Annotated in this window: 15 protein-coding genes, 1 other RNA gene and 1 CRISPR repeat array; of the genes, 12 read left to right on the top strand and 4 right to left on the bottom strand. The window is 29.6% G+C overall.

The window, feature by feature from the left end; genetic code table 11:
* Positions 1-51: 51 nt before the first annotated feature.
* Entirely contained in the window at positions 52-1203 is a 1152-nt protein-coding gene (locus ACZ5B9_RS10385) for a CapA family protein (protein WP_464422529.1), read from the bottom strand.
* Between the two features lie 263 nt (positions 1204-1466).
* Here ACZ5B9_RS10385 and ACZ5B9_RS10380 point away from each other — a divergent pair, with 263 nt between their 5' ends.
* The gene (locus ACZ5B9_RS10380) at positions 1467-2120 is read left to right on the top strand and encodes a Crp/Fnr family transcriptional regulator (RefSeq protein ID WP_464422528.1); all 654 of its coding nucleotides are present in this window, start codon (positions 1467-1469) and stop codon (positions 2118-2120) included.
* 70 nt (positions 2121-2190) lie between these two features.
* A non-coding RNA gene (ssrS, locus tag ACZ5B9_RS10375) (6S RNA) lies at positions 2191-2392 on the top strand.
* Between the two features lie 26 nt (positions 2393-2418).
* Here ssrS and ACZ5B9_RS10370 read toward each other — a convergent pair.
* Complete coding sequence (locus tag ACZ5B9_RS10370; RefSeq protein WP_464422527.1) at positions 2419-3282, bottom strand: CPBP family glutamic-type intramembrane protease; 864 nt, start codon at positions 3280-3282, stop codon at positions 2419-2421.
* Positions 3283-3337: 55 nt separating this feature from the next.
* Positions 3338-3943, bottom strand: a complete 606-nt coding sequence (locus ACZ5B9_RS10365) for a PadR family transcriptional regulator (RefSeq protein WP_315288179.1) — start codon at positions 3941-3943, stop codon at positions 3338-3340.
* A 543-nt stretch (positions 3944-4486) separates the two neighbouring features.
* Between ACZ5B9_RS10365 and ACZ5B9_RS10360 the strand changes: the two genes are divergently transcribed.
* The 10 genes from ACZ5B9_RS10360 (at position 4487) to glmM (ending at position 20093) form a co-directional block, all read left to right on the top strand.
* Entirely contained in the window at positions 4487-6475 is a 1989-nt protein-coding gene (locus tag ACZ5B9_RS10360) for an elongation factor G (protein WP_464422526.1), read from the top strand.
* A 480-nt stretch (positions 6476-6955) separates the two neighbouring features.
* A CRISPR array of direct repeats spans positions 6956-9087; the repeat unit is 37 nt; unit sequence GTAAGAATAGTGAATCCATTAAAACAAGGATTGAGAC.
* 76 nt (positions 9088-9163) lie between these two features.
* Positions 9164-9754: a bifunctional adenosylcobinamide kinase/adenosylcobinamide-phosphate guanylyltransferase gene (gene cobU / locus ACZ5B9_RS10355; RefSeq protein WP_464422525.1), complete on the top strand. Its 591-nt coding sequence runs from the start codon at positions 9164-9166 to the stop codon at positions 9752-9754.
* A gap of 260 nt (positions 9755-10014) precedes the next feature.
* Positions 10015-10593, top strand: a complete 579-nt coding sequence (locus tag ACZ5B9_RS10350; protein WP_464422524.1) for a 5-formyltetrahydrofolate cyclo-ligase — start codon at positions 10015-10017, stop codon at positions 10591-10593.
* Positions 10594-11175: 582 nt separating this feature from the next.
* On the top strand, positions 11176-12735 hold the full coding sequence (gene dnaX / locus ACZ5B9_RS10345) for a DNA polymerase III subunit gamma/tau (protein WP_464422523.1): 1560 nt from the start codon (positions 11176-11178) through the stop codon (positions 12733-12735).
* 50 nt (positions 12736-12785) lie between these two features.
* Positions 12786-13238 carry a 50S ribosomal protein L9 gene (gene rplI / locus ACZ5B9_RS10340; RefSeq protein ID WP_036087426.1) on the top strand — a complete coding sequence of 151 codons (453 nt, stop codon included), beginning with the start codon at positions 12786-12788 and terminating at the stop codon, positions 13236-13238.
* A gap of 206 nt (positions 13239-13444) precedes the next feature.
* A complete protein-coding gene (gene dnaB, locus ACZ5B9_RS10335; RefSeq protein ID WP_464422522.1) occupies positions 13445-14881 on the top strand; it encodes a replicative DNA helicase in 1437 nt (478 codons plus the stop codon).
* A gap of 43 nt (positions 14882-14924) precedes the next feature.
* Entirely contained in the window at positions 14925-16193 is a 1269-nt protein-coding gene (locus ACZ5B9_RS10330) for a peptidase U32 family protein (protein ID WP_464422521.1), read from the top strand.
* Between the two features lie 243 nt (positions 16194-16436).
* On the top strand, positions 16437-17117 hold the full coding sequence (locus ACZ5B9_RS10325; RefSeq protein ID WP_006805100.1) for a response regulator transcription factor: 681 nt from the start codon (positions 16437-16439) through the stop codon (positions 17115-17117).
* A 10-nt stretch (positions 17118-17127) separates the two neighbouring features.
* The gene (locus ACZ5B9_RS10320; RefSeq protein WP_464422520.1) at positions 17128-18732 is read left to right on the top strand and encodes a sensor histidine kinase; all 1605 of its coding nucleotides are present in this window, start codon (positions 17128-17130) and stop codon (positions 18730-18732) included.
* Positions 18732-20093 carry a phosphoglucosamine mutase gene (glmM, locus tag ACZ5B9_RS10315; RefSeq protein ID WP_304984822.1) on the top strand — a complete coding sequence of 454 codons (1362 nt, stop codon included), beginning with the start codon at positions 18732-18734 and terminating at the stop codon, positions 20091-20093. Before ACZ5B9_RS10320 ends, glmM begins: the two co-directional genes overlap by 1 nt.
* 63 nt (positions 20094-20156) lie before the next feature.
* Here glmM and ACZ5B9_RS10310 read toward each other — a convergent pair whose 3' ends face one another.
* A complete protein-coding gene (locus tag ACZ5B9_RS10310) occupies positions 20157-20900 on the bottom strand; it encodes a gamma-glutamyl-gamma-aminobutyrate hydrolase family protein (RefSeq protein WP_464422519.1) in 744 nt (247 codons plus the stop codon).
* Positions 20901-21158: the final 258 nt, after the last annotated feature.

Raw genomic sequence — 21158 nt, 5'->3', positions numbered from 1 at the left:
CCTGATTTTTAGCGATACTTTTTAAATTTATATTAAATGAAAGAAGAACTTTTAATTGTTGATTTTATTAATTTTTCCTTCTTCGCTGATAAAAAGCCCATTTCCATTTGGAAAATCAGATTTATTCAAGGAAATTATCTTCTTTATTGCTAATTTTTCTGAATCTATAAAAGGACCGAAACTTTTGTAAGTTTGTCTTACTGGAATAATTTCTCCAGAAATAAAGTCTCCTTTGTTATTTATTTTAATTTTAAAAATAGGTGCAATTCCCATTGAACCAGAAACATTAATTTTTCCAAAAGTTGCAAAATTTCCTCCACTATACGAAATAAATTTATTTTTGTACAGCTCGACTGCTCTTGTAACATGAGGGCCTTGCCCAAAGATTATGTCAGCTCCATTGTCTATCGCAAAATGGGCAAACTCATAAACATTTCCTCTATCTTCGCCATGAAAAATTTCATGTCTTTTAGTAATGTGTTCAGCATTAGCACCTTCGGCTCCACCGTGAAACATAACAATTACAATATCAACTTTTGATTTTAATTCAGAAATAAGTTTTTGTGCATAATTATAGTCATTTAGTTTTACAGTAGCTGAATTTGGAGAAAATGAAATAAATCCAAATTTTTTTCCATTTTTTTCTAAAATCGTACTTTCAGCAATATCTTTAATTCCAGAATATTTTATTCCTAAATTATCAAGATTTTTCATAGTTTCCTTAATTCCAATTTCTCCAAAATCATTGCTATGGTTATTGGCAATGCTCAAATAGTCGAATCCAGCCTGTTTTAAATATGTTCCATATCTTGAAGGCATACGAAAGACATAACAAACATTTGGATTATTACAGCTTTTGGGAGTTCCGCCTGTATCAAATAGTGTTCCTTCCAGATTTCCTACAGTTATGTCAGCATTTTTCAGTATATTTTGCGTATTTTCAAGAATATTGGCATTATTTTCAGGAAGCAGGTATTCAAAAGGGTAATTTGAGCCAAGCATTATATCTCCAACACCAATTATTGTAAATTCTGTCTTTTTATTATGTTTATCAATTTTAGGAGTATCATTTTTGGAAATATTTGATATTTTTGAATTATTGATAAATTTATTAGCAACAATTTTAAAACTAGGATTTGTTGGAATTATCATAAATATTGTAACTAAAATAGCTATTAAAATTAATACAATATATTTTTTCATAAAGTCCTTTCAAAAATGTTAGTTTTTACAAATATTTTACACATCTTTAATCTAAAATGCAATAAATTTTATATTTGAAAAAATAATTTTTCATTTGTTATTGAAATTAAAATATAAAAATGATAATATAGAAATTAAGCAAAATATTTTATAATCAAATTATTTTGATTGCAAAATTATAGATTGTTATTAGATTGCTTAAATTTTAAGTTTATTTTAAAAAGTTTAAGTATATTTGTGAAAAATATGGGAGAAAGTAAAATATGAAAATAAAAGACTTATCAGTTTTATTGACAAAAGTTTCGTTATTTAAGGGATTAGATCCTGAAAAAATTTCAAAATGTTTGGAAAAATTGGATTTTAAAATAAAAAAATATGAAAAGAATGAAACTGTATTTTTTCGTGGAGATACTTTGGAAAAAGTAATAATTATTATAAAAGGTTCTGCTTATGGAGAAATGCAAAAATTTAATGGAGACACGATTGTTATAGGTGAGATGAAAACAGGGGAAGTTCTGGCTTCTGCATTTTTATTTGGAGAAAATAATATTTTTCCTGTTGATTTGATAACTTTGGAAAATTCTAAATTATTATTTTTTGATAAAGAAAAATATTTAGATACAATTCATTCCGATAAAAGACTTTTACTTAATTTTATAACTGAAATTTCAAATAAAAGTCAACTTTTATCAAAGCGAATATGGTTTAATTTTACAAATAAGACAATTGAGGAAAAGATTTTAAGCTACATAAAAGAAAATTCTGAAAATGGTAAAATTAAATTTTTGCCTAGTATTTCAGCTTTGGCAAAACGTTTTGAAGTAACAAGACCTGCTTTATCAAGAGAAATTTCAAATCTATGTAAAAAGAAAATTTTAATAAAAGCTGAAAATAATGTCTATTTGATAAATTTTTAAAAAGAATGTTTGACATTTTTTCAGATAAAAGTTATAATGATTACAGATAAATAATCAATAATAAATTAAAAGTTTTCTGATCTATGCGACACTAATAATGAATTTTTGGGCTTTACTCTATTTTAATGGGGTTATTCCTTTATAAATTGTTTCAGGGAAATCACGACGGCTAATGCTTTGTACGGATTCTGTACAATTTATAAATATGACTACCACCTGTAACGTCTTACAGGCAACCAAAAATTACATTAGAACGGTAGATCGGATTTTTTTGTGTTTTTAAAAGAAATTACTAAAATTATCTTTGCTGTTTTCTACATTTTCGAATAGATAATCCTATTATCAAATAAAGAATTGTCGGAATTATACCTACTGAAAGTGAAAAGAAAAGTGATTGATTCTTTTCTACAGATACAATTCCTAGGAGCAGTAAAGGATTTATAGCAGCATCTTCCAGAGTATGCATAATAACTGCTGGCCACATTGATTTAGTAATTCTAAAAATTTCTGTGTACATTATAGTCCAGCATGCTACTACTACCATCCCTATCAGAAAAAATGTTAATCTATCAACTGGCAAAGTATTTTTTATTTCACTTTCAGATAAAAATATTAGAATATATGGCAAATGCCAAATCCACCAAATAAATCCCACAAGTAAATATATTTTTAAATCAGATAACTTCAGTTTTAAAAGTTGATTTGTAAGATAAGATCTCCAAACAGACTCTTCAAATATATTTTTTATAAATTGAGACGCAATTTGTATAAGTAGAACTCCAGTATAGGCTGCAATTCCAATATTTACACTGGGAAATTTAATACTTTGTGTTATTAATCCTAATAAAAGAACAGTTAGAGTAACAACAGGATATATTAAAATGCTGATTAGATAAAACTTTTTATTATTTTTAAAATTGAGGGAAAATCCTGTATTTTTCCATCCATCTCCTCTAAAAGTACGAAGTATTATTGTGCAGATTAATGGAGATACAAGCCATATAAGAAGCCCTAATGATCCGTCCTTCCCTGTTACCGTTCCAATATTTTCATAATAATCTTGCCCTGTCAGTTTATCAATAAAATATCCTATCCAACCACAAATAGTAATAAAAATTGTAAAAATAATTACATTTTGTTTAATCCTATTCGAATTATTCATATAATTTCACCTCTTATAAAATATATTTAAACTCTGTAATAAAAAATTTTCAAGTCTATATTTTTGTCTTCAGTTTTTTAAACCATTTAATGTTAAAATCTACAACATCAATTCCATAATCTAAAGTAGCTAAAGTAAATTTACTGATTTCTTTGATATTTTTAGACACATTATTTTTTTTATTTAAGTTTTTAATTCTTTCCTGATATTCTGTATCTGTAAGTAGATAGTTTTCAATTCCTAGTCTTTCATTTTCAAAATTTATTGATTCTTTTAAGTTTTTTAGTTCAGAATATTCTTCTTCTAAAGAAAGAATGATTTTATTAATTAGATTTTTTTGTTCATTTTTTGGAATATATCCCATAAAAAGAAGTTTTCCCATGTCTATATTTTTAGTTTTTGAAATATCAATAGGAATCTTTATCCATTCCATTAATACTTTTTCTCCAATATCAGTTATTGCGTATCTTTTTTTATTTATTCCTTTTTCAACAAGCTCTTCAAAAGTAACCATTTTTAATGAGAGTAGTTTTTTTAGAGTGACCTGAATGCTTCCAAGACTATCGCTGCACATAGACTTGAAATTATCTCTTATAGTATTTCTAAGTTCGTATGCAGTCATTCTACGTAACATTAAAATTCCTAAAATTATTTTATCCATAATACACCTCCTATTTATACCTAATAGTAACATACTTTTTAGGTATTGTAAAGTGATTATTTTTAAGTTATCAAAAAAGAACAGCAAAACATGAATTTTACAGTTCTTTTATTTTTATAGTCAATTTAAAAATTGAAATATTTGTTATTTATTTAGATTAATAAATAGCTCTAAATGTAAGGACGTAAATCTGCTTTTTCACTCATTCTGATGTCATATCGTAAACATGTTTTCAATGTAGCTGCATAATAATGATGTCAGATTTAGCCTAAAATATTTCATCCTCACCCAAGTATTTACGTTTCGTATCATTGATATCAACAAATATATTTCCCCTCCCATTGTCGATTGCAATGTCCTATCCTAATTTTTTTAGGTTATACTGTTTAATTATATTTTCAAAGAGTATGGTTGTAAATTAAAAAATTTATACAATTAAAGAAAAATAACAAAAACTAACTTGATTTTTTCGTATTTCAAGTTAAAATTTAATATAAGGTAAATTTTGTTAATTAAAGAAAGTAGATACAGGGAGGAAATGTTATGAGAATATACGACAGCAGTAACATTAGAAATGTAGGAATTTTAGGACATAGCGGTTCAGGAAAGAGTAATATGGTGGAGGGGCTGGAATTTACGGCTGGACTTACCAATCGTATCGCAGCCAATGAAAATGATACAAAAATTACTAATTCTTTGAGTTTGCATGCTATTGAGTATCAGGCTGCGAAATTTAATTTTGTGGATATTCCAGGGTACGGAGATTTTTTTGGTGAAGTTGAATCGGGACTTGCGGCAGTTGACGGAGCGATTATTATTGTTGACGGAACTACTGATTTAACAGTTGGGACAGAAACGGCTCTTGAGTTGACAGACAGCAGAAATATTCCACGATTTATTTTTGTAAACAAAATTGACAATGAAAAAGCTGATTATGAAAAGATTCTTTCACAGTTGAGAGAAAAATATGGTAAAAGAATCGCTCCATTTCATGTACCTTGGGGACGGGGAGACGAATTTCGTGGGCATATTAATGTAATTGATATGTTTGCAAGGGAATTTGATAAAAATAAAAATGAATGTGCAACTGTGGAAATGCCCGCTGATATGGATGATGAAATAAATTCAATTCGTGAAATGCTTTTGGAAGCAGTAGCTGAAACAGATGAAGAATTAATGGATAAATATTTTAATGGAATTGAGTTTACAACGGCTGAAATTCATCGTGGACTTAGACAGGGAGTGCTTGACTGTTCTGTAATTCCTGTTATTTGCGGTGCGACTCTAAAAAATATTGGACTTCACACAACTTTTGACATGGTAAAGGATTTCTTGCCATCACCTAACGATAACAAAAAAATTGAGCCTGAAAAAAATACATTTGTATGCCAAATTTTCAAAACTACTATTGATTCTTTTTTAGGAAAAGTTTCATACGCAAAAGTTTATTCTGGTGAAGTTAAGCAAGATAGCGAAGTTTTTAATATAAATAGAAAAACAAAAGAAAGAATTGGAAAAATTTACACATTCGTTATGAATAAAATGGAAGAAGTTCAAAAGGGAATCGCTGGAGATATTGTTGTATTTTCAAAATTTAACAGTACAAGAACTTCTGATACATTGTCAACTAATGAAAAAGAAGCTGCCATAAAGGAAATAACTTTTCCAAAACCACAATTATTCGTGGCAATAGAGCCTTTGAACAAAAATGATGATGAAAAAATGTCTTCTGGACTTAATCGTCTAATGGAAGAAGATCCATCTTTCACTTGGCATAGAAACCTTGAAACAGGTCAGACAGTGCTGGGAGTACAAGGAGAACTTCATTCTGCAACAGTTATCGAAAAATTAAAAGCTAAATTTGGAATTTCAATAAAAACTATCGAATTAAAAGTGCCGTACCGTGAAACAATCAAAGGAACTTCTGATGTTCAAGGAAAACACAAGAAACAATCAGGAGGGCACGGACAATACGGAGATGTATTAATTAAATTCTCTCACGTAGATGAAGACTTTGTCTTTGAAGAAACAATTACAGGTGGAAGCGTTCCAAAATCATATATTCCAGCTGTAGAAAAAGGATTAAGAGAATCCCTAAAAGAAGGAGTTCTAGCTGGTTATCCAGTAACTAACATAAAAGCTGTCTTATACGACGGTTCATATCACGATGTAGATTCTTCAGAATTAGCCTTTAAAATTGCCGCAAACTTGGCCTTCAAAAAGGGAATGCTGGAAGCAAAACCAGTTTTATTAGAACCAATTATGGAACTTACAATTATCATTCCAGAAGAATATATAGGAGATGTAATGGGCGACATCAACAAAAAACGTGGTAGAGTAATAGGAATGGAAGCCCACAAAAATACAAAACAAAAAATAATAGCTGAAGCCCCAATGTCAGAAACATTCAAATATGCCAACGAATTAAAAGCCATCACGCAAGGACGTGGATATTTTGAAATGAAACTTGTAAGATATGAAGAATTAATGGGAGACTTGGCACAAAAAGTAATTGACAGCAGAAAAAAATAAAATTTAACTAGAAATATTTTTTATATAGTTTGAGAAAAGAGAGAAATTTAATAATATTATTTTTCTCTTTTTTTGTTTTGATAAAGTAATACTAAGCCCTCATTTGAATAGTGGAAATCAGAAAATTCATGTAATTAAAGTCTTTTTTACAAGGCTGCCAAATTAATTGTTGTAGAATTTTATTTCTATTTTTTAAATGGAGTTTAGTATAAAATATTTGAATGGGGAAATTTTTCTAAAAAACTTTGAAAAATCAAAAAAATATGGTACAATAAGTTTGTAGAAAAAATTCCTACCACTACTAAAAATTAAAAATGCAGAGAAAAATTCGCTTAAAGCCACTAAACATGCTAGTTAGGAGTTACGGAAAATGCTAAAAAAACAGCAAAAAATGATAAAAATTAATCAAAAAAATGCGATTTTAATGTCTGAAAAAATTCTTGTAACATTGATAAATAAGGGGTTTTCTCAAAAGTACGGGTAAGAATAGTGAATCCATTAAAACAAGGATTGAGACCAATATCTTTAGGTATTGATAAATAAAATTTATCATTGTAAGAATAGTGAATCCATTAAAACAAGGATTGAGACGTTTTTCTTATTATAGGCGAAAGCATAAACCTAAATTTTGTAAGAATAGTGAATCCATTAAAACAAGGATTGAGACAAAGGAGTGATCCAAATGAAATGGGTTACAAAAGAAGTAAGAATAGTGAATCCATTAAAACAAGGATTGAGACAATCTATCATTCTGATCCTCCTTAATTTTTGTTACATTGTAAGAATAGTGAATCCATTAAAACAAGGATTGAGACATCCTAATATAAATGTAGTATACGCTAAATTAGGGGAAGTAAGAATAGTGAATCCATTAAAACAAGGATTGAGACATCCTTCACTAAGAAGTCTTTCTCTAAAATAATCTATTCCGTAAGAATAGTGAATCCATTAAAACAAGGATTGAGACAATGATTTAGCACATCCGGTACATGATATACCTTATATAAGGTAAGAATAGTGAATCCATTAAAACAAGGATTGAGACGAAAGAACGTCTTCGTTTCCTTCTAATGTAGAAACGTAAGAATAGTGAATCCATTAAAACAAGGATTGAGACAAGTACCCCTCCTAAAAATATTAAAATTTCTCTTGCTCCGTAAGAATAGTGAATCCATTAAAACAAGGATTGAGACCAGTACAGCCCTTCGCTTAATATTACCGCTCCAGCACCTGTAAGAATAGTGAATCCATTAAAACAAGGATTGAGACCATCTTCTCCTATAAGATATCCAATGTAATCTTTAACTTGTAAGAATAGTGAATCCATTAAAACAAGGATTGAGACTAAAAATTTTAAAACCAGATATGAAATCGATAAAGCAGTAAGAATAGTGAATCCATTAAAACAAGGATTGAGACAGCTAAAGAAAAATTAGATGAACTAACTAGAACACTAGTGTAAGAATAGTGAATCCATTAAAACAAGGATTGAGACAAGTACCCCTCCTAAAAATATTAAAATTTCTCTTGCTCCGTAAGAATAGTGAATCCATTAAAACAAGGATTGAGACGTCCAGTTTTTGAATCTAACTAGAATATTTGCCAACCGTAAGAATAGTGAATCCATTAAAACAAGGATTGAGACATCGTCTAAATCTTTGTATCTATAAGTTTTAGATTCGTAAGAATAGTGAATCCATTAAAACAAGGATTGAGACAGAGTGAAAAATTCTTTTGATATAGATGGAAATATAAGTGAATCCATTAAAACAAGGATTGAGACTTTAGCAATAGTTTGTTTCCATAATTATCTCGTAGAAAGTAAGAATAGTAAATCCATTAAAATAAGGATTGAAACATCGAAAGCTTCAGGATTCATATAATTATTAAACAATGTAAGAATAGTGAATCCATTAAAACAAGGATTGAGACCCTTCAAGATCTAAGACTTCATCCTCTGTTTGTTCAACAAGTAAGAATAGTGAATCCATTAAAATAAGGATTGAAACTTCCGTCCACTTGGACGGTTTAAAGCTGAAATAGGTCTCGTAAGAATAGTGAATCCATTAAAACAAGGATTGAAACCTAATATTCTTATAGAGGTAGTCCCTAGATATAAAACTTTGTAAGAATAGTGAATCCATTAAAACAAGGATTGAAACTATATAGATCGACAACACAAAGGATTTATCGATCCTAGAGTAAGAATAGTGAATCCATTAAAACAAGGATTGAAACCCCCCTCTCCAAAATAGGTAAGGTAATATTAGTGCCAACGTAAGAATAGTGAATCCATTAAAACAAGGATTGAAACTATATAGATCGACAACACAAAGGATTTATCGATCCTAGAGTAAGAATAGTGAATCCATTAAAACAAGGATTGAAACTTTTACTGATATAGTAGTCAAAACCGCTATGCCACTCGGTAAGAATAGTGAATCCATTAAAACAAGGATTGAAACATACATATCTATGAGGACTTTGAATTCTTTTTCATATGTAAGAATAGTGAATCCATTAAAACAAGGATTGAAACGATAAAATATTATCAACATTTGTAACCATAAAATACGTAAGAATAGTGAATCCATTAAAATAAGGATTGGAACAAAGAATTAAAAACAACAACTTTTATGTGAGGTTGTTTTTTTGTTTATAGAAAATTGTGAAAAAGGAGTGAAAGGAATGGCGTTAATTTTTGTTACTGGCGGGGCGAAAAGTGGGAAAAGCAAGTTTGCCGAAGAGTTAATTTTAAGTTTGAATGATGGGAAGCAGGAGAATGTGTATTTGGCAACATCGCTTGTGTTTGATGAGGAAATGAAGGAAAAGGTGAGGTTGCATAAGGAAAGAAGGAAAAACGATTGGGGAACTGTGGAAACTTATAAAAATTTTGAAAATAGTTTAAATAAATATTTTCCTAAAACAGAAAATGAAATTAAAAATAATATGCTTGTGGATTGCCTTACGAATATGATAACCAACATAATTTTTGAGGAAAAGGATGTTGACTGGGATAATTTTGACAAAAAATCTTATGTAAAGATTGTGGAAAAGTTGAATAAAAATGTGGAAAACTCAGTAAATGAATTGCTAAATATCACAAATCAATTTGAAAATACGGTAGTTGTGTCAAATGAGCTGGGACTTGGGCTTGTGCCGAGTTATCCATTGGGACGTTATTTTCGTGAAATTGCAGGAAAGATGAATCAGGCTGTGGCAAAAAGGGCTGATGAAGTTTATTTTGTGGTGTCTGGCATTCCAATGAAAATTAAATAATTAATAGTCCTGTTCGATAACTATAAGAACTTAGAATTTATAACCAATTTATTTTAATGGGGAATGGTATAAAATATTATTATAGGAAATTGTAAAAGTAAAAGCAATAAAATTATTGAATGACAGGGGTAATTATAAGTACAAGAGATTAATCACTCTTTTCAGAGAATAGAGAAAAATAATAGAATAAAAAATTATATTTATTGGAATTTATATACTTTTACAATGGCTGAAAAGCATTAATAAAGGAGTATTTTAATATGAAAAACAAAAAAACAGATTTACAGCTGGAAAAGGATAAAATTAGACAAGAAATTTTGGAAAAAAGAAATAATTTATCCACTGAAGAAGTAGAAAAAAAAAGTGATTTAATTATTGAAAATTTGGGGAAATTTATAAAAAATGCTGAAAATATAATGATTTTTATGGACATGAAAAATGAAGTGAGAATCACAAAATTGATGAAACTTTATCCTGAGAAAAGTTTTTTTATTCCAAAAATTACAGATAGTAAAAATAGAGAAATGAAAATTAATAGATATAACGAAAATGAGCTTGTGCTACATAAGTTTGGATATTATGAATCTTCTTCCAGCGACTTTTATAACGAAAATATTTTGAATATTGTAATTGTTCCAGCAGTTGTCTTTGATTTGGAAAAAAATCGAATTGGATTTGGCGGTGGATATTATGATACTTTTTTGAAAAAGATTCGAGGGGAAAATAAAAAAATTTTGTTTATTGGCATTTGTTATGATTTTCAGATTATTGAAAAAGTTCCGGCAGAAGAGCATGATGTAGTCTTGGATTTTGTTGTAAGTGAAAGTAGAATTTTTTAAAAATTTTACTAAAAAATTGCTGTTCTATTTGATTATCCAAGAGTTTAGTTACTTTCTGTATTTTTTTCTTAAATATGTTGTAATATTTGACTTCTTTATTGCTCTATTATTTTTTATTATAAGTAATTAAAATTTCTTTTTTATTGCAACTTTTTTACTTTCAAATTATTTAAGTGAGCTTTCAAATCATATAAAAAAACATTATCCAAATATTTCTTTGTTTTTTGATTCTGTAGAATCGTAATTTTTTGCAACTTATTTAGAGTTACAAAATCTGTTTTAGTATATACTCTGGTTTCATAATATCACATTTCTATATATTCGTGTATTCTCACTTCTAATTTAACCCTTCTAAATTTTCAAAATTTTTATTCAAAACATATTTTTTTAGTTATATAAAATGTTTTTATAGGCATTATTTGAAGAGATTTTCTAGATTCATTGTAATTGAAAAATATAATTTTCTGTGTATTTTTAAAATACGCTAGATTGTTTAGTTATTGTTCATTTAATTTTTCAGCAGTTCACAAATCATATTAAAAATGCTATAATATCAGATAGCAATAAAAAAGGGTGAGAACATTGAATATTACATTATATAGAAAATATCGGCCTCAGAACTTTGATGAAATTGCAGGGCAGGAATTTGTGTTAAGGGCAATAAAAAATTCTTTGAGGGAAAATAAACTTTCGCATGCGTACTTGTTTACAGGGCCACGTGGAGTTGGGAAAACAACTATCGCAAGGCTTATTGCAAAAGGTGTAAACTGCCTGAATAGTGAAGATGTGACAGATAATCCTTGTGGAGAGTGTGAAAATTGCCGTGAAATTTCTCAAGGGATTTCTATGGATATGATTGAAATTGATGCGGCTTCTAATCGTGGGATTGATGAAATTAGGGAACTGAAGGAAAAAATAAATTATCAGCCTGTTAAAGGAAGAAAAAAAATATATATAATTGATGAAGTCCACATGCTTACAAAAGAGGCTTTTAATGCACTTTTGAAGACGCTGGAGGAACCTCCTTCACACGTTATATTTATTCTTGCGACTACCGAGATTGACAAGATTCCAGATACAGTTATTTCCAGGTGTCAGCGATATGATTTTTTGCCAATTGATAAGGAAGATATAAAAAAATTGTTAAAAAATGTGGCTGAAAAGGAAAATATTAAGATTGATGATGCAAGTCTTGATTTGATTTACCGAAAGTCTGAAGGAAGTGCAAGGGACAGTTTTTCCATATTTGAGCAAGTTGTGTCAAACTTCAACAATGAAGAAATTGATATTACAAAGACGCAGAATGCTTTGGGAGTTGTGCCTGACGTTATTCTGGAAGAATTTTTAAATCTAGTAAAGGAAGGCGATAAAGAAAAATTAGTTGATTTTATTGATAAAATCTGGGAAGACGGACTTATTATCGAAACTTTTTTAAAGGATTTTTCGTATTATTTAAAAGAGCAGTTTAGGAAAAAAACGGATTTATCGGTAAATTTTCTGCTGGATACGATAAGCGCGATTTTTTTTACCTTGAATGAATTTAAGTATGAAGAGGATAAAAGGCTGCTTGGCTATGTACTTATCCACGAGCTTTATAAAAAGAATAAGAAAAATTCCCAAAGTACAAATTCTAGTGAAAACATTCCTGCTTTTAATAAAAACGACATGAAAGATATGTCAAACAGCATTTATGAAAAAGTATTAAGCCAAGTTATGAAAAATGCTAATATTGTGAATCAGAAGGCTAGCTCTATGGGAATTTCCGAACCTGTAAATATGGAAAAAACTGAAAAAATTGTAAAAGATTATGATATTTCAATTTTTACTGAAAATTGGAAAAAAGTTTTGGCTGGAATAAAAAAGGTAAGCGTTATGCTGGGGGCACTAGCGATAGAAAGCCGTCCAGATAGAGTGGAAAATGGAGTTTTGTATATAAAATTCCCCAAAAATCAAAAATTTCACAGCGAACAAGTTTTACTGCCCGAGAAAAAGCCGAAAATTGAAGCAGTTATTAATCAAATCTGTAATTCAGATATTATGATCCAAACTTTTCTCGAAAGCGAAGATTCACAAAATGAAGAGGATAAATTTTTGCAAAATGCGGTCAAGTTCTTTGATGGAGAGATTTTGGAAAAAAAATAATGTTAAAATATTGAACAAAAAAATTTAAACAAAGAAAGGAATGATTAAATATGAAAATTAAAGTAATTTTGAAGGAAACAATAAAAGGTGTCGGGAAAAAAGATGAAATTGTGGAAGTAAAAGATGGATATGCAAATAACTTTTTATTAAATAAAAATAAGGCAATACTTGCGACTCCAGAGAATGTTAATAAATTGAAGGCAAAAAATGAAAAAATTCAAAAAAATCACGATAGAGATGTAAAAAATGCAAATGAACTAAAAGAATTCTTGGCTGACAAAGAAATTGTTCTAAAAGTGAAGGCTGGAGAAAATAATAAAGTGTTTGGTTCAATTGGGGCAAAGGAAATTGTAGAGGCATTGAAGGAGCAGTTAAATGTTGAAATTGATAAAAAGAAAGTTTCTGCTAATTCAAAAGTTAAGGAAATTGGAGTGCATAACGTAGAATTAAAACTTCACTCTGAAGTTAAAGCAAATTTAAAAGTCAGGGTTGAAGCTAAATAACTTAAATTATATTTAAACTTAGTAAAACTCAGAATAGAAGAAATTCGTTTGGTAAATATATGATTATAAAAAAATATTGACAAAAGGGGGAGGCTTGCCCCCTTATAAAAATAAAAAACAGTAAATTATCAAACACATTTATAATATTATGGCTTCTAGTTTTGATTTTTAAATGGGATTTTTATAGAAAGTGAGAAATTACAAAAATGGGATTGTATGATTTGGAAGAAGAAGAAAACAGCAAGCCGTTTAGTATCGAAGCTGAAGAGGCCTTGCTCGGATCTATCTTTATAAATCCTAATGTTATTGGAGATGTTGTCGATGTTGTAACATCCGAGGACTTTTACAAAAATAACTATAAGCTGATTTTCTCAGAAATGGTAAAGGCTTATAATGTTGGGAAAATAATTGATGTGCTTTTAATTATTGAATCGCTGAAAAAGCAGGAAATGATGGATGAAGTTGGGGGCGAGGACATTATTTACGATTTGACGGAAGTTGTGCCGACTGCTGCAAATGCGGTGAACTACGCTCAAATTGTAAGAGATAAATCTATACAGCGGCAATTGATAGGCATTGGGGAAGAAATTGTTAAAATGGCTGTGCGTGGTTACGAAGATGTCGATAAAATGCTGGATAAATCAGAAGGCATGATTTTTAAAATTGCCGAATCCAAGCAGAAAAAGGACATTGTCCCTCTATTTGAGCTTGTTCAAGGCAAAGTTACACAAATGGACAATTATAGTGAGAGCAAAGGCAAGATAACTGGCATTTCTTCGGGATTTGATAGATACGACAGCATAACCAGCGGGTTTCATGGCTCCGACTTATTAATTCTTGCAGCACGTCCTGCCATGGGTAAAACGGCCTTTGCTTTAAATTTGGCTATAAATGTTGCACGACAGGGAAAAGGCGTACTTATATACAGTTTAGAAATGGGAAATGAGCAATTGTTTGACAGACTTGTAGCAAGTGAGGCAAAAATACGGTTAAAAGCTCTAAAAGACAGCACAATGACACCAGAAGAACTTGTAAATTTGGGAAGTGGATTAGGTCGACTTTCTGAAATGCCAATTTATATTTCAGATTCCTCAAGTGTAACAATGTTGGAAATAAAAGCTACTGCACGGCGTTTAAAAGCTGAAGGGAAATTAGATTTTATGTTAATTGACTACTTGCAGTTAATTAATCCGTCTGAAAATTCAAGAAAAAGCAGAGAACAGGAAATATCCGAAATTTCACGTTCATTAAAAATATTGGCAAAAGAGCTGAATATCCCAATTGTAACACTTTCACAGCTATCACGTGGAGTAGAGCAGAGAGTGGATAAAAGACCAATTTTGTCAGACTTGCGGGAATCAGGGGCAATTGAGCAAGATGCAGATATGGTAATGTTTTTATATCGTGATAAATATTATCACAAAGACACTGCTCCTGAAGTAAACAACATGAATGTTCCATCAAAATATCTAAGTGCATCACAGGAAGTCCCAAAAGATAATAAAAATGAACTTGAAAAAGTGGAACTAATAATTGGTAAACATAGAAGTGGGCCGACTGGAACCATAGAATTAGGATTTAGACCAAGCTATCAGCAGTTTGTAAACGTTGTAGACGATGAATTTGTACCGCCTTCTGAATAATAAAAATAAAGAAAAAGAAAAATTAAGGAGAGAAAATAAAAAAATGGAAACAAAAAAAAGAGTAGAATTATTGGCACCAGCTGGAAATATGGAAAAGTTAAAAACAGCTTTTCATTTTGGAGCTGATGCCTGTTTTGTTGGAGGAAGCGCTTTCAACTTGAGAGGAATGTCTTCAAACTTTAAAAATAAGGAATTAAAGGAAGCCGTGGACTATGTTCACAGTTTAGGTAAAAAAATATATGTTACACTAAATATTTTTGCACATAATACAGAGATTGAATATATGCCAAGATTTATAAAAAAACTTGATGAATTTGGCGTGGATGCGGTAATTGTGGCTGATTTAGGAGTTTTCCAGATGGTTAGGCAACATGCTCCGAATATGAAAATTCACGTAAGTACTCAAGCAAATAATACAAACTGGATGAGTGTAAAAACTTGGAAGGATATGGGAGCAAAAAGAGTTATTTTAGCTAGAGAAATGTCGTTAAAAGAAATAAAAACTATTCGTGAAAAAGTACCTGATGTGGAAATTGAAGTATTTATTCATGGAGCAATGTGTATGGCTTATTCAGGAAGATGCCTATTAAGCAATTACTTTACAAACCGTGACGCAAACCGTGGAATCTGTGCACAGGATTGCCGTTGGAACTATAAAGTGATTGCAGAGGGGCATGAGGAAACTGGGGCTCACGATATTGTAGAAAATGAAGAAGGGACATATATGTTTAATGCTAAAGACTTATGTTCCATTGAATTTATTGACAAAGTGCTTGAAACTGGTGTGGATTCGTTAAAAATCGAAGGAAGAATGAAAAGTATTTACTACAATTCAACTGTTGTAAAACAGTATAAAAGAGCATTGGATAACTATTATTCTGGAAATTACGAATATAATCCAGACTGGCTAAAAGAGCTTAAAACAATCAGCCATAGACAATATTCAAACGGATTTTATTTAGGACCGACTTCTGAAAAAGATCAAAATTATGAAACAGGACTTTCTTATAGCCAAACTTACAGACTTGTTGCAAATGTACTTGAAAAAGTTGACACAAATAAATACAAAATTCAAATAAGAAATAAAGTTTATGCAACAGAAACTTTGGAACTTGTACGTCCGATTGGAGATGCTGTTAAATTCAAAGTAGAAAATTTTTTAAATACAAAAAATGATGAATTGCAAGAATACGTAAATCCAAATACTATCGCTATTATTGAAACAGATGTGGAAATGGGACCAATGGATTTGATAAGAATAAAACTTCCAGAAGGGCAATCTGACAGTGATATGGATACTTCTGATTTTTAATCAAAATAAATTTTATTTTAATAAAAAATTTAACAAAAAAAAAGAGTAATATTCAAAACGCTATATTTTTTAATGATAACCAAACTATATATTCACTAAAAATTATAATAAAAAAAAGATAAAATACTATACAAATCAAAAAAAATAGGTTATAATTATCTATATATTTAGAAACTTTTTATTTTTTAAATGAGAAGATTGAAAATTATAAATTTAAAAACAAAAATAGAATTGGAGATAATTATGAGAGAAAAAATATTAGTAATTGAAGATGATCCTAAAATTTCGAGATTACTTGAAATTGAATTAAAATTTGAAGGGTTTGATGTATTTTTTGCATACGATGGTAAAGAAGGTCTAAATATGGCTAAGTATGGTTCATACGATATTATCCTTCTAGATGTAATGCTTCCGAAAATGAGCGGAATGGAAGTTTGTAAAAGAATAAGGGAAACTTCACAAGTACCTATTATTATGCTTACTGCAAAAGATGAAATTAGTGATAAGGTAGTAGGATTTGACTATGGAGCAGATGACTACATGACAAAACCATTCTCAAATGAAGAATTGCTTGCAAGAATAAAAGCTCTTCTTAGAAGAACTAAAAAATCTGTTGTTCATAAAGGAATATTTGAATTTGAAGATTTGACAATTAACTATTCAACTTATGAAGTGTTCAGAGAATACGGAAAAAATCTAATTCAACTTTCGAAAAGAGAATTTGAATTACTTGATTTTTTAGTGTTAAATAAAGGTATTGTTTTATCAAGAGATAAAATCTTGGAAGAAGTGTGGGGATTTGATTATATCGGAAATGACAATATTCTTGATTTGTATATTAAATATTTAAGAGATAAAATTGACAGACCTTATGAAAGAAAATTTATTCAAACTGTAAGAGGAATTGGATTTATTTTTAAATAAGGAGTAAAGGATGAAAAATTTGAAACTAGAAGATCGTATTTCAGCAAATTACGCTCTTCTATTTTTGGTATTAATATTAGTTTCTAATATTATTCTTGTTTATTCACTGCAAAGGCAGTCCAATAAAGTGTTAGAAGATTCTGCCAGTAATAAAATGGATGAAATAAACAGTTTTTTGGATAAAGTTGGAATTTTTTCGGATAAAACAAATGTTCTTACACTTGATTTTAATCCTGAAATTATTGAAGGGAAAAAAGTTATTCATGTAAAGCCGTTTAATCCTGGTGAAGAAAATTATTTATATGTGCTAGAAATAAAGCAAGCTAAAGATTCTGTAATTCCAATTAATACACTTGGAGACACTGACACGGAAGAAGCTTCTATGACTAATGAAAAAATGGTTAATTTACTTGAAACTTTTAATTTAGAAGACAACGACTATGAAGGAAAAATAATAAATATTGAAAAAAATAAATATTTTGTTTTCAAAGTAAGTCGTGAAATAAAAAATTACAAATTTAATATTTATACTTTAAAGAATGTAACGCAGGAAAATCAAATTTATAAAAGGCTGGAATATCTTGTTATTCTATTTACGATAATTGGTGTTGTTATTACAATTATCGTTTCAAAAATAATGAGTAGAAGAATTTTGAAACCTATTAATAACGTAATAAAAACAGCTAAGAGCATTTCAACAGATGATTTGAGTAAAAGGATAGAAATTCCAAAAGAGGAAGATGAATTGCAAAATTTGACGCTTATTATAAACGAAATGCTAGATAGACTTGAAACGTCATTTGAAAATCAAACAAAATTTGTGTCGGATGCTTCGCATGAATTGCGTACACCACTTGCAATAATAAAAGGTTATGCGGAAATTATACGAAAACGTGGAACTACTGATATTGACATCTTTGTAGAATCGATTGATTCGATAATTAGTGAAACTGATAATATGCGTAATTTAATCCAAAAACTTTTATTTTTGGCTAAAGGTGAGATTACAAAAATTAATACAAAATTTATAGATATTGATGCAAATGAAATGGTTCATCAAATTCATTCTGATACTGTAGTTTCTACTAAAACTCATAAGTTTCATCTTGAAACAGGAGAAAATTATAAGATTAAAGGTGATGAAACATTGTTACAACAAGCGATCAGAGCGTTAATCGAAAATGCTACAAAATATTCTGAACCACATACAAATATTTATATCAAATCATTTATTAAAGACGGTTTTGGACGGATTTCAATTCGAGATGAAGGTGTTGGAATTTCTGATGAAGATGCAAAAAGAATTTTTGACAGATTCTACAGGGTTGACTTGTCAAGAACAAAGGCAACAGGCGGAACTGGACTGGGACTTGCGATAGTAAAACGGATTGTAGAGATTCATAACGGAAGAATTGAAATTGATTCTAAAATGAATAAGGGAACAGAAATTTCAATTGTACTGCCAATTGGAGAAACTGATGCGGCTGTTTCAGAAGAAACAGCAAAAAATGTCAAAAAGAACAAATTGGAAAAAAAGGCTGTTTTCAGTTTTTTAAAAAAAGAAAGCGAAAAAGAAAATAAAAGAAAAAACAAAAAGAATAGGAAGGAAGTATAATGGCTAGAAAATATTTTGGAACCGATGGAATGAGAGGGGAAGCCAACAAAGACTTGACAATCGACTTAGTTACCCGTCTAGGACTTGCTCTTGGATATTATTTAAAAAAACATAGAAAGAAAGCTGGCAAGCCAAAAATTATTCTTGGAACTGATACAAGAATTTCAGGTTATATGATTCGTTCAGCTCTTACTGCCGGATTAAATTCTATGGGTGTGAATATTGACTTTGTAGGAGTACTGCCTACTCCAGGAGTTTGCTATTTAACTAGAAAATTAAAGGCTGATGCAGGAATTATGATTTCGGCTTCACATAATCCTGTAAAGGACAATGGAATAAAAATATTCAGTCAAAATGGCTATAAATTGCCTGATTCAGTTGAAGAGGAACTTGAAAAATTAATGGAAAAAAAGGATGAACTTTTAAAACATCAAGTCCCAGGTGATGATTTAGGAACATTTAAATATGTGGAAGATGATATGAGAATTTATTTAGATTATCTTACTTCTACTGTAAAAACTAATTTTTCAAAATTGCGAATTGTAATTGATACAGCAAATGGAGCCGCTTATAGAGTTGCTTCAAAAGTTTTTCAAAATTTAGGAGCGGACGTTATCGTAATTAATAATATTCCAAATGGGAAAAATATTAATGTAAATTGTGGATCTACACATCCAGAACTTCTTCAGGAAGTTGTCAAGGTTTATAAGGCTGATTTAGGTCTTGCTTATGATGGAGATGCTGACAGGCTGATTGCTGTCGATAATACAGGTGCAATTATAAATGGAGATTTGATTATTGCGATTATTGCCGAATATATGAAAAAGAGAGGTCTTTTAAACGATAATAAAGTTGTAACAACTGTTCTTAGCAATATGGGATTTGAAAAATATCTTGATGAAAAAGGAATTGGATTAATTCGTGCAAATGTTGGAGATAGATATGTTCTTGAAAAAATGAAAGAATATGGTTTAAACATTGGTGGGGAGCAGTCTGGACATATTTTAATGCTTGACTACAATACGACTGGAGACGGAGTTTTATCATCAATTCAGCTTGTTGCAGCTATTTTAGAAAGTGGAAAAACATTGCATGAACTTGTAAAAGGAATAAAATTATGGCCTCAAGATTCTAAGAATATCTTTGTTGCAAAAGAGAAAAAAGCAACTTGGGAAACAAATAAGGAATTAATTGACTTTATTAAGGCAAAGGAAAAAGAAATCGCTGGAAAAGGTAGAATTTTAGTAAGAGCTTCGGGTACAGAATCACTTATAAGAGTAATGGTTGAGGCTGAAAGTCAGAAAATCGTAGATAAATATGTGGAAGAATTAAGTAAAAAAGTGGAAGAAACACTTTGTTAATTAGAAAAAATATTTATAAAAAAAGAAAATCATAGTTAAATAGGCTATGATTTTTTTCTTTAATTAATCTTTTTTCCTTGAACTTACTTCATTTACAAATTTTTTAAATAACTTTTGTGCAGTTTCATCGTTAATTGCCATCATTTCTGGATGCCACTGAACTCCAACGATAAAAATTTCATTTGAAATATTTTCAATTGCTTCAATTACTCCATCTGCACTTTTTGCCGTTACAACAAATCCTTCTGCTAGCTTATTTATTGTCTGATGATGGTAGCTGTTTATAAATCCAATTCCTTCAGGATAAATGTTGCTTAGAAAGCAGTTGCTTGCCACAGTAATGGAGTGAGTCGGAGTGTGGGCTCTGGCTTTTTGAAAATGTTTTATTGAAACGTTTTCATTGTAGGAAAGATCCTGATAAAGTGAACCTCCACATTCAACATTGGCTATCTGCATTCCACGGCAAATTCCGAAAATTGGCTTTTTATAAGTTATTGCATGACGGATAAGAAGTGAGTCAAATTTATCACGTTCAGGAAATATTTCTCCAAGCTTCTCTTTTGGCTCTTCACCATAAAGAAGCGGAAAAACATCATTTCCTCCAGTTAAAATTATTCCATCCACATTTTTTACAAATTCCTCAATAATATCCTCATGCTCATTCAAAGGTAAAAGGTGCGGTACACCGCCAGCATTTATTACGGCATTGATATAGGAAACATCAACATAGGCTCGTTTATAGCCAGCAAAAAGACCTTTTTCCAGTCCAAGTATATTACTGGAAATCCCAATAATAGGTTTTTTCATATTATCCTCCCAATTATAAATTTTATATATAATTTAACCATATATTTTTTTATTAGTCAAATTTTTTATTTTTAAAATGTTTAATATTTTTTTAGTTATTAATTTTTTATAATTTTAAATTTATAATTACAAAAAACCTTTATTTTAAAGAATTTTATTCTATCCATATTTTTTATTTAATTTTATTTTAATTTAAATAAACTTTAAAATATATTTATTTTAGATAGATTTAGGCTAATTAACAAAATATAAAATATA

It is taken from the genome of Leptotrichia sp. SK-5 (genome assembly GCF_055387215.1).
This window is presented reverse-complemented; position numbering and strand designations above follow the sequence as displayed.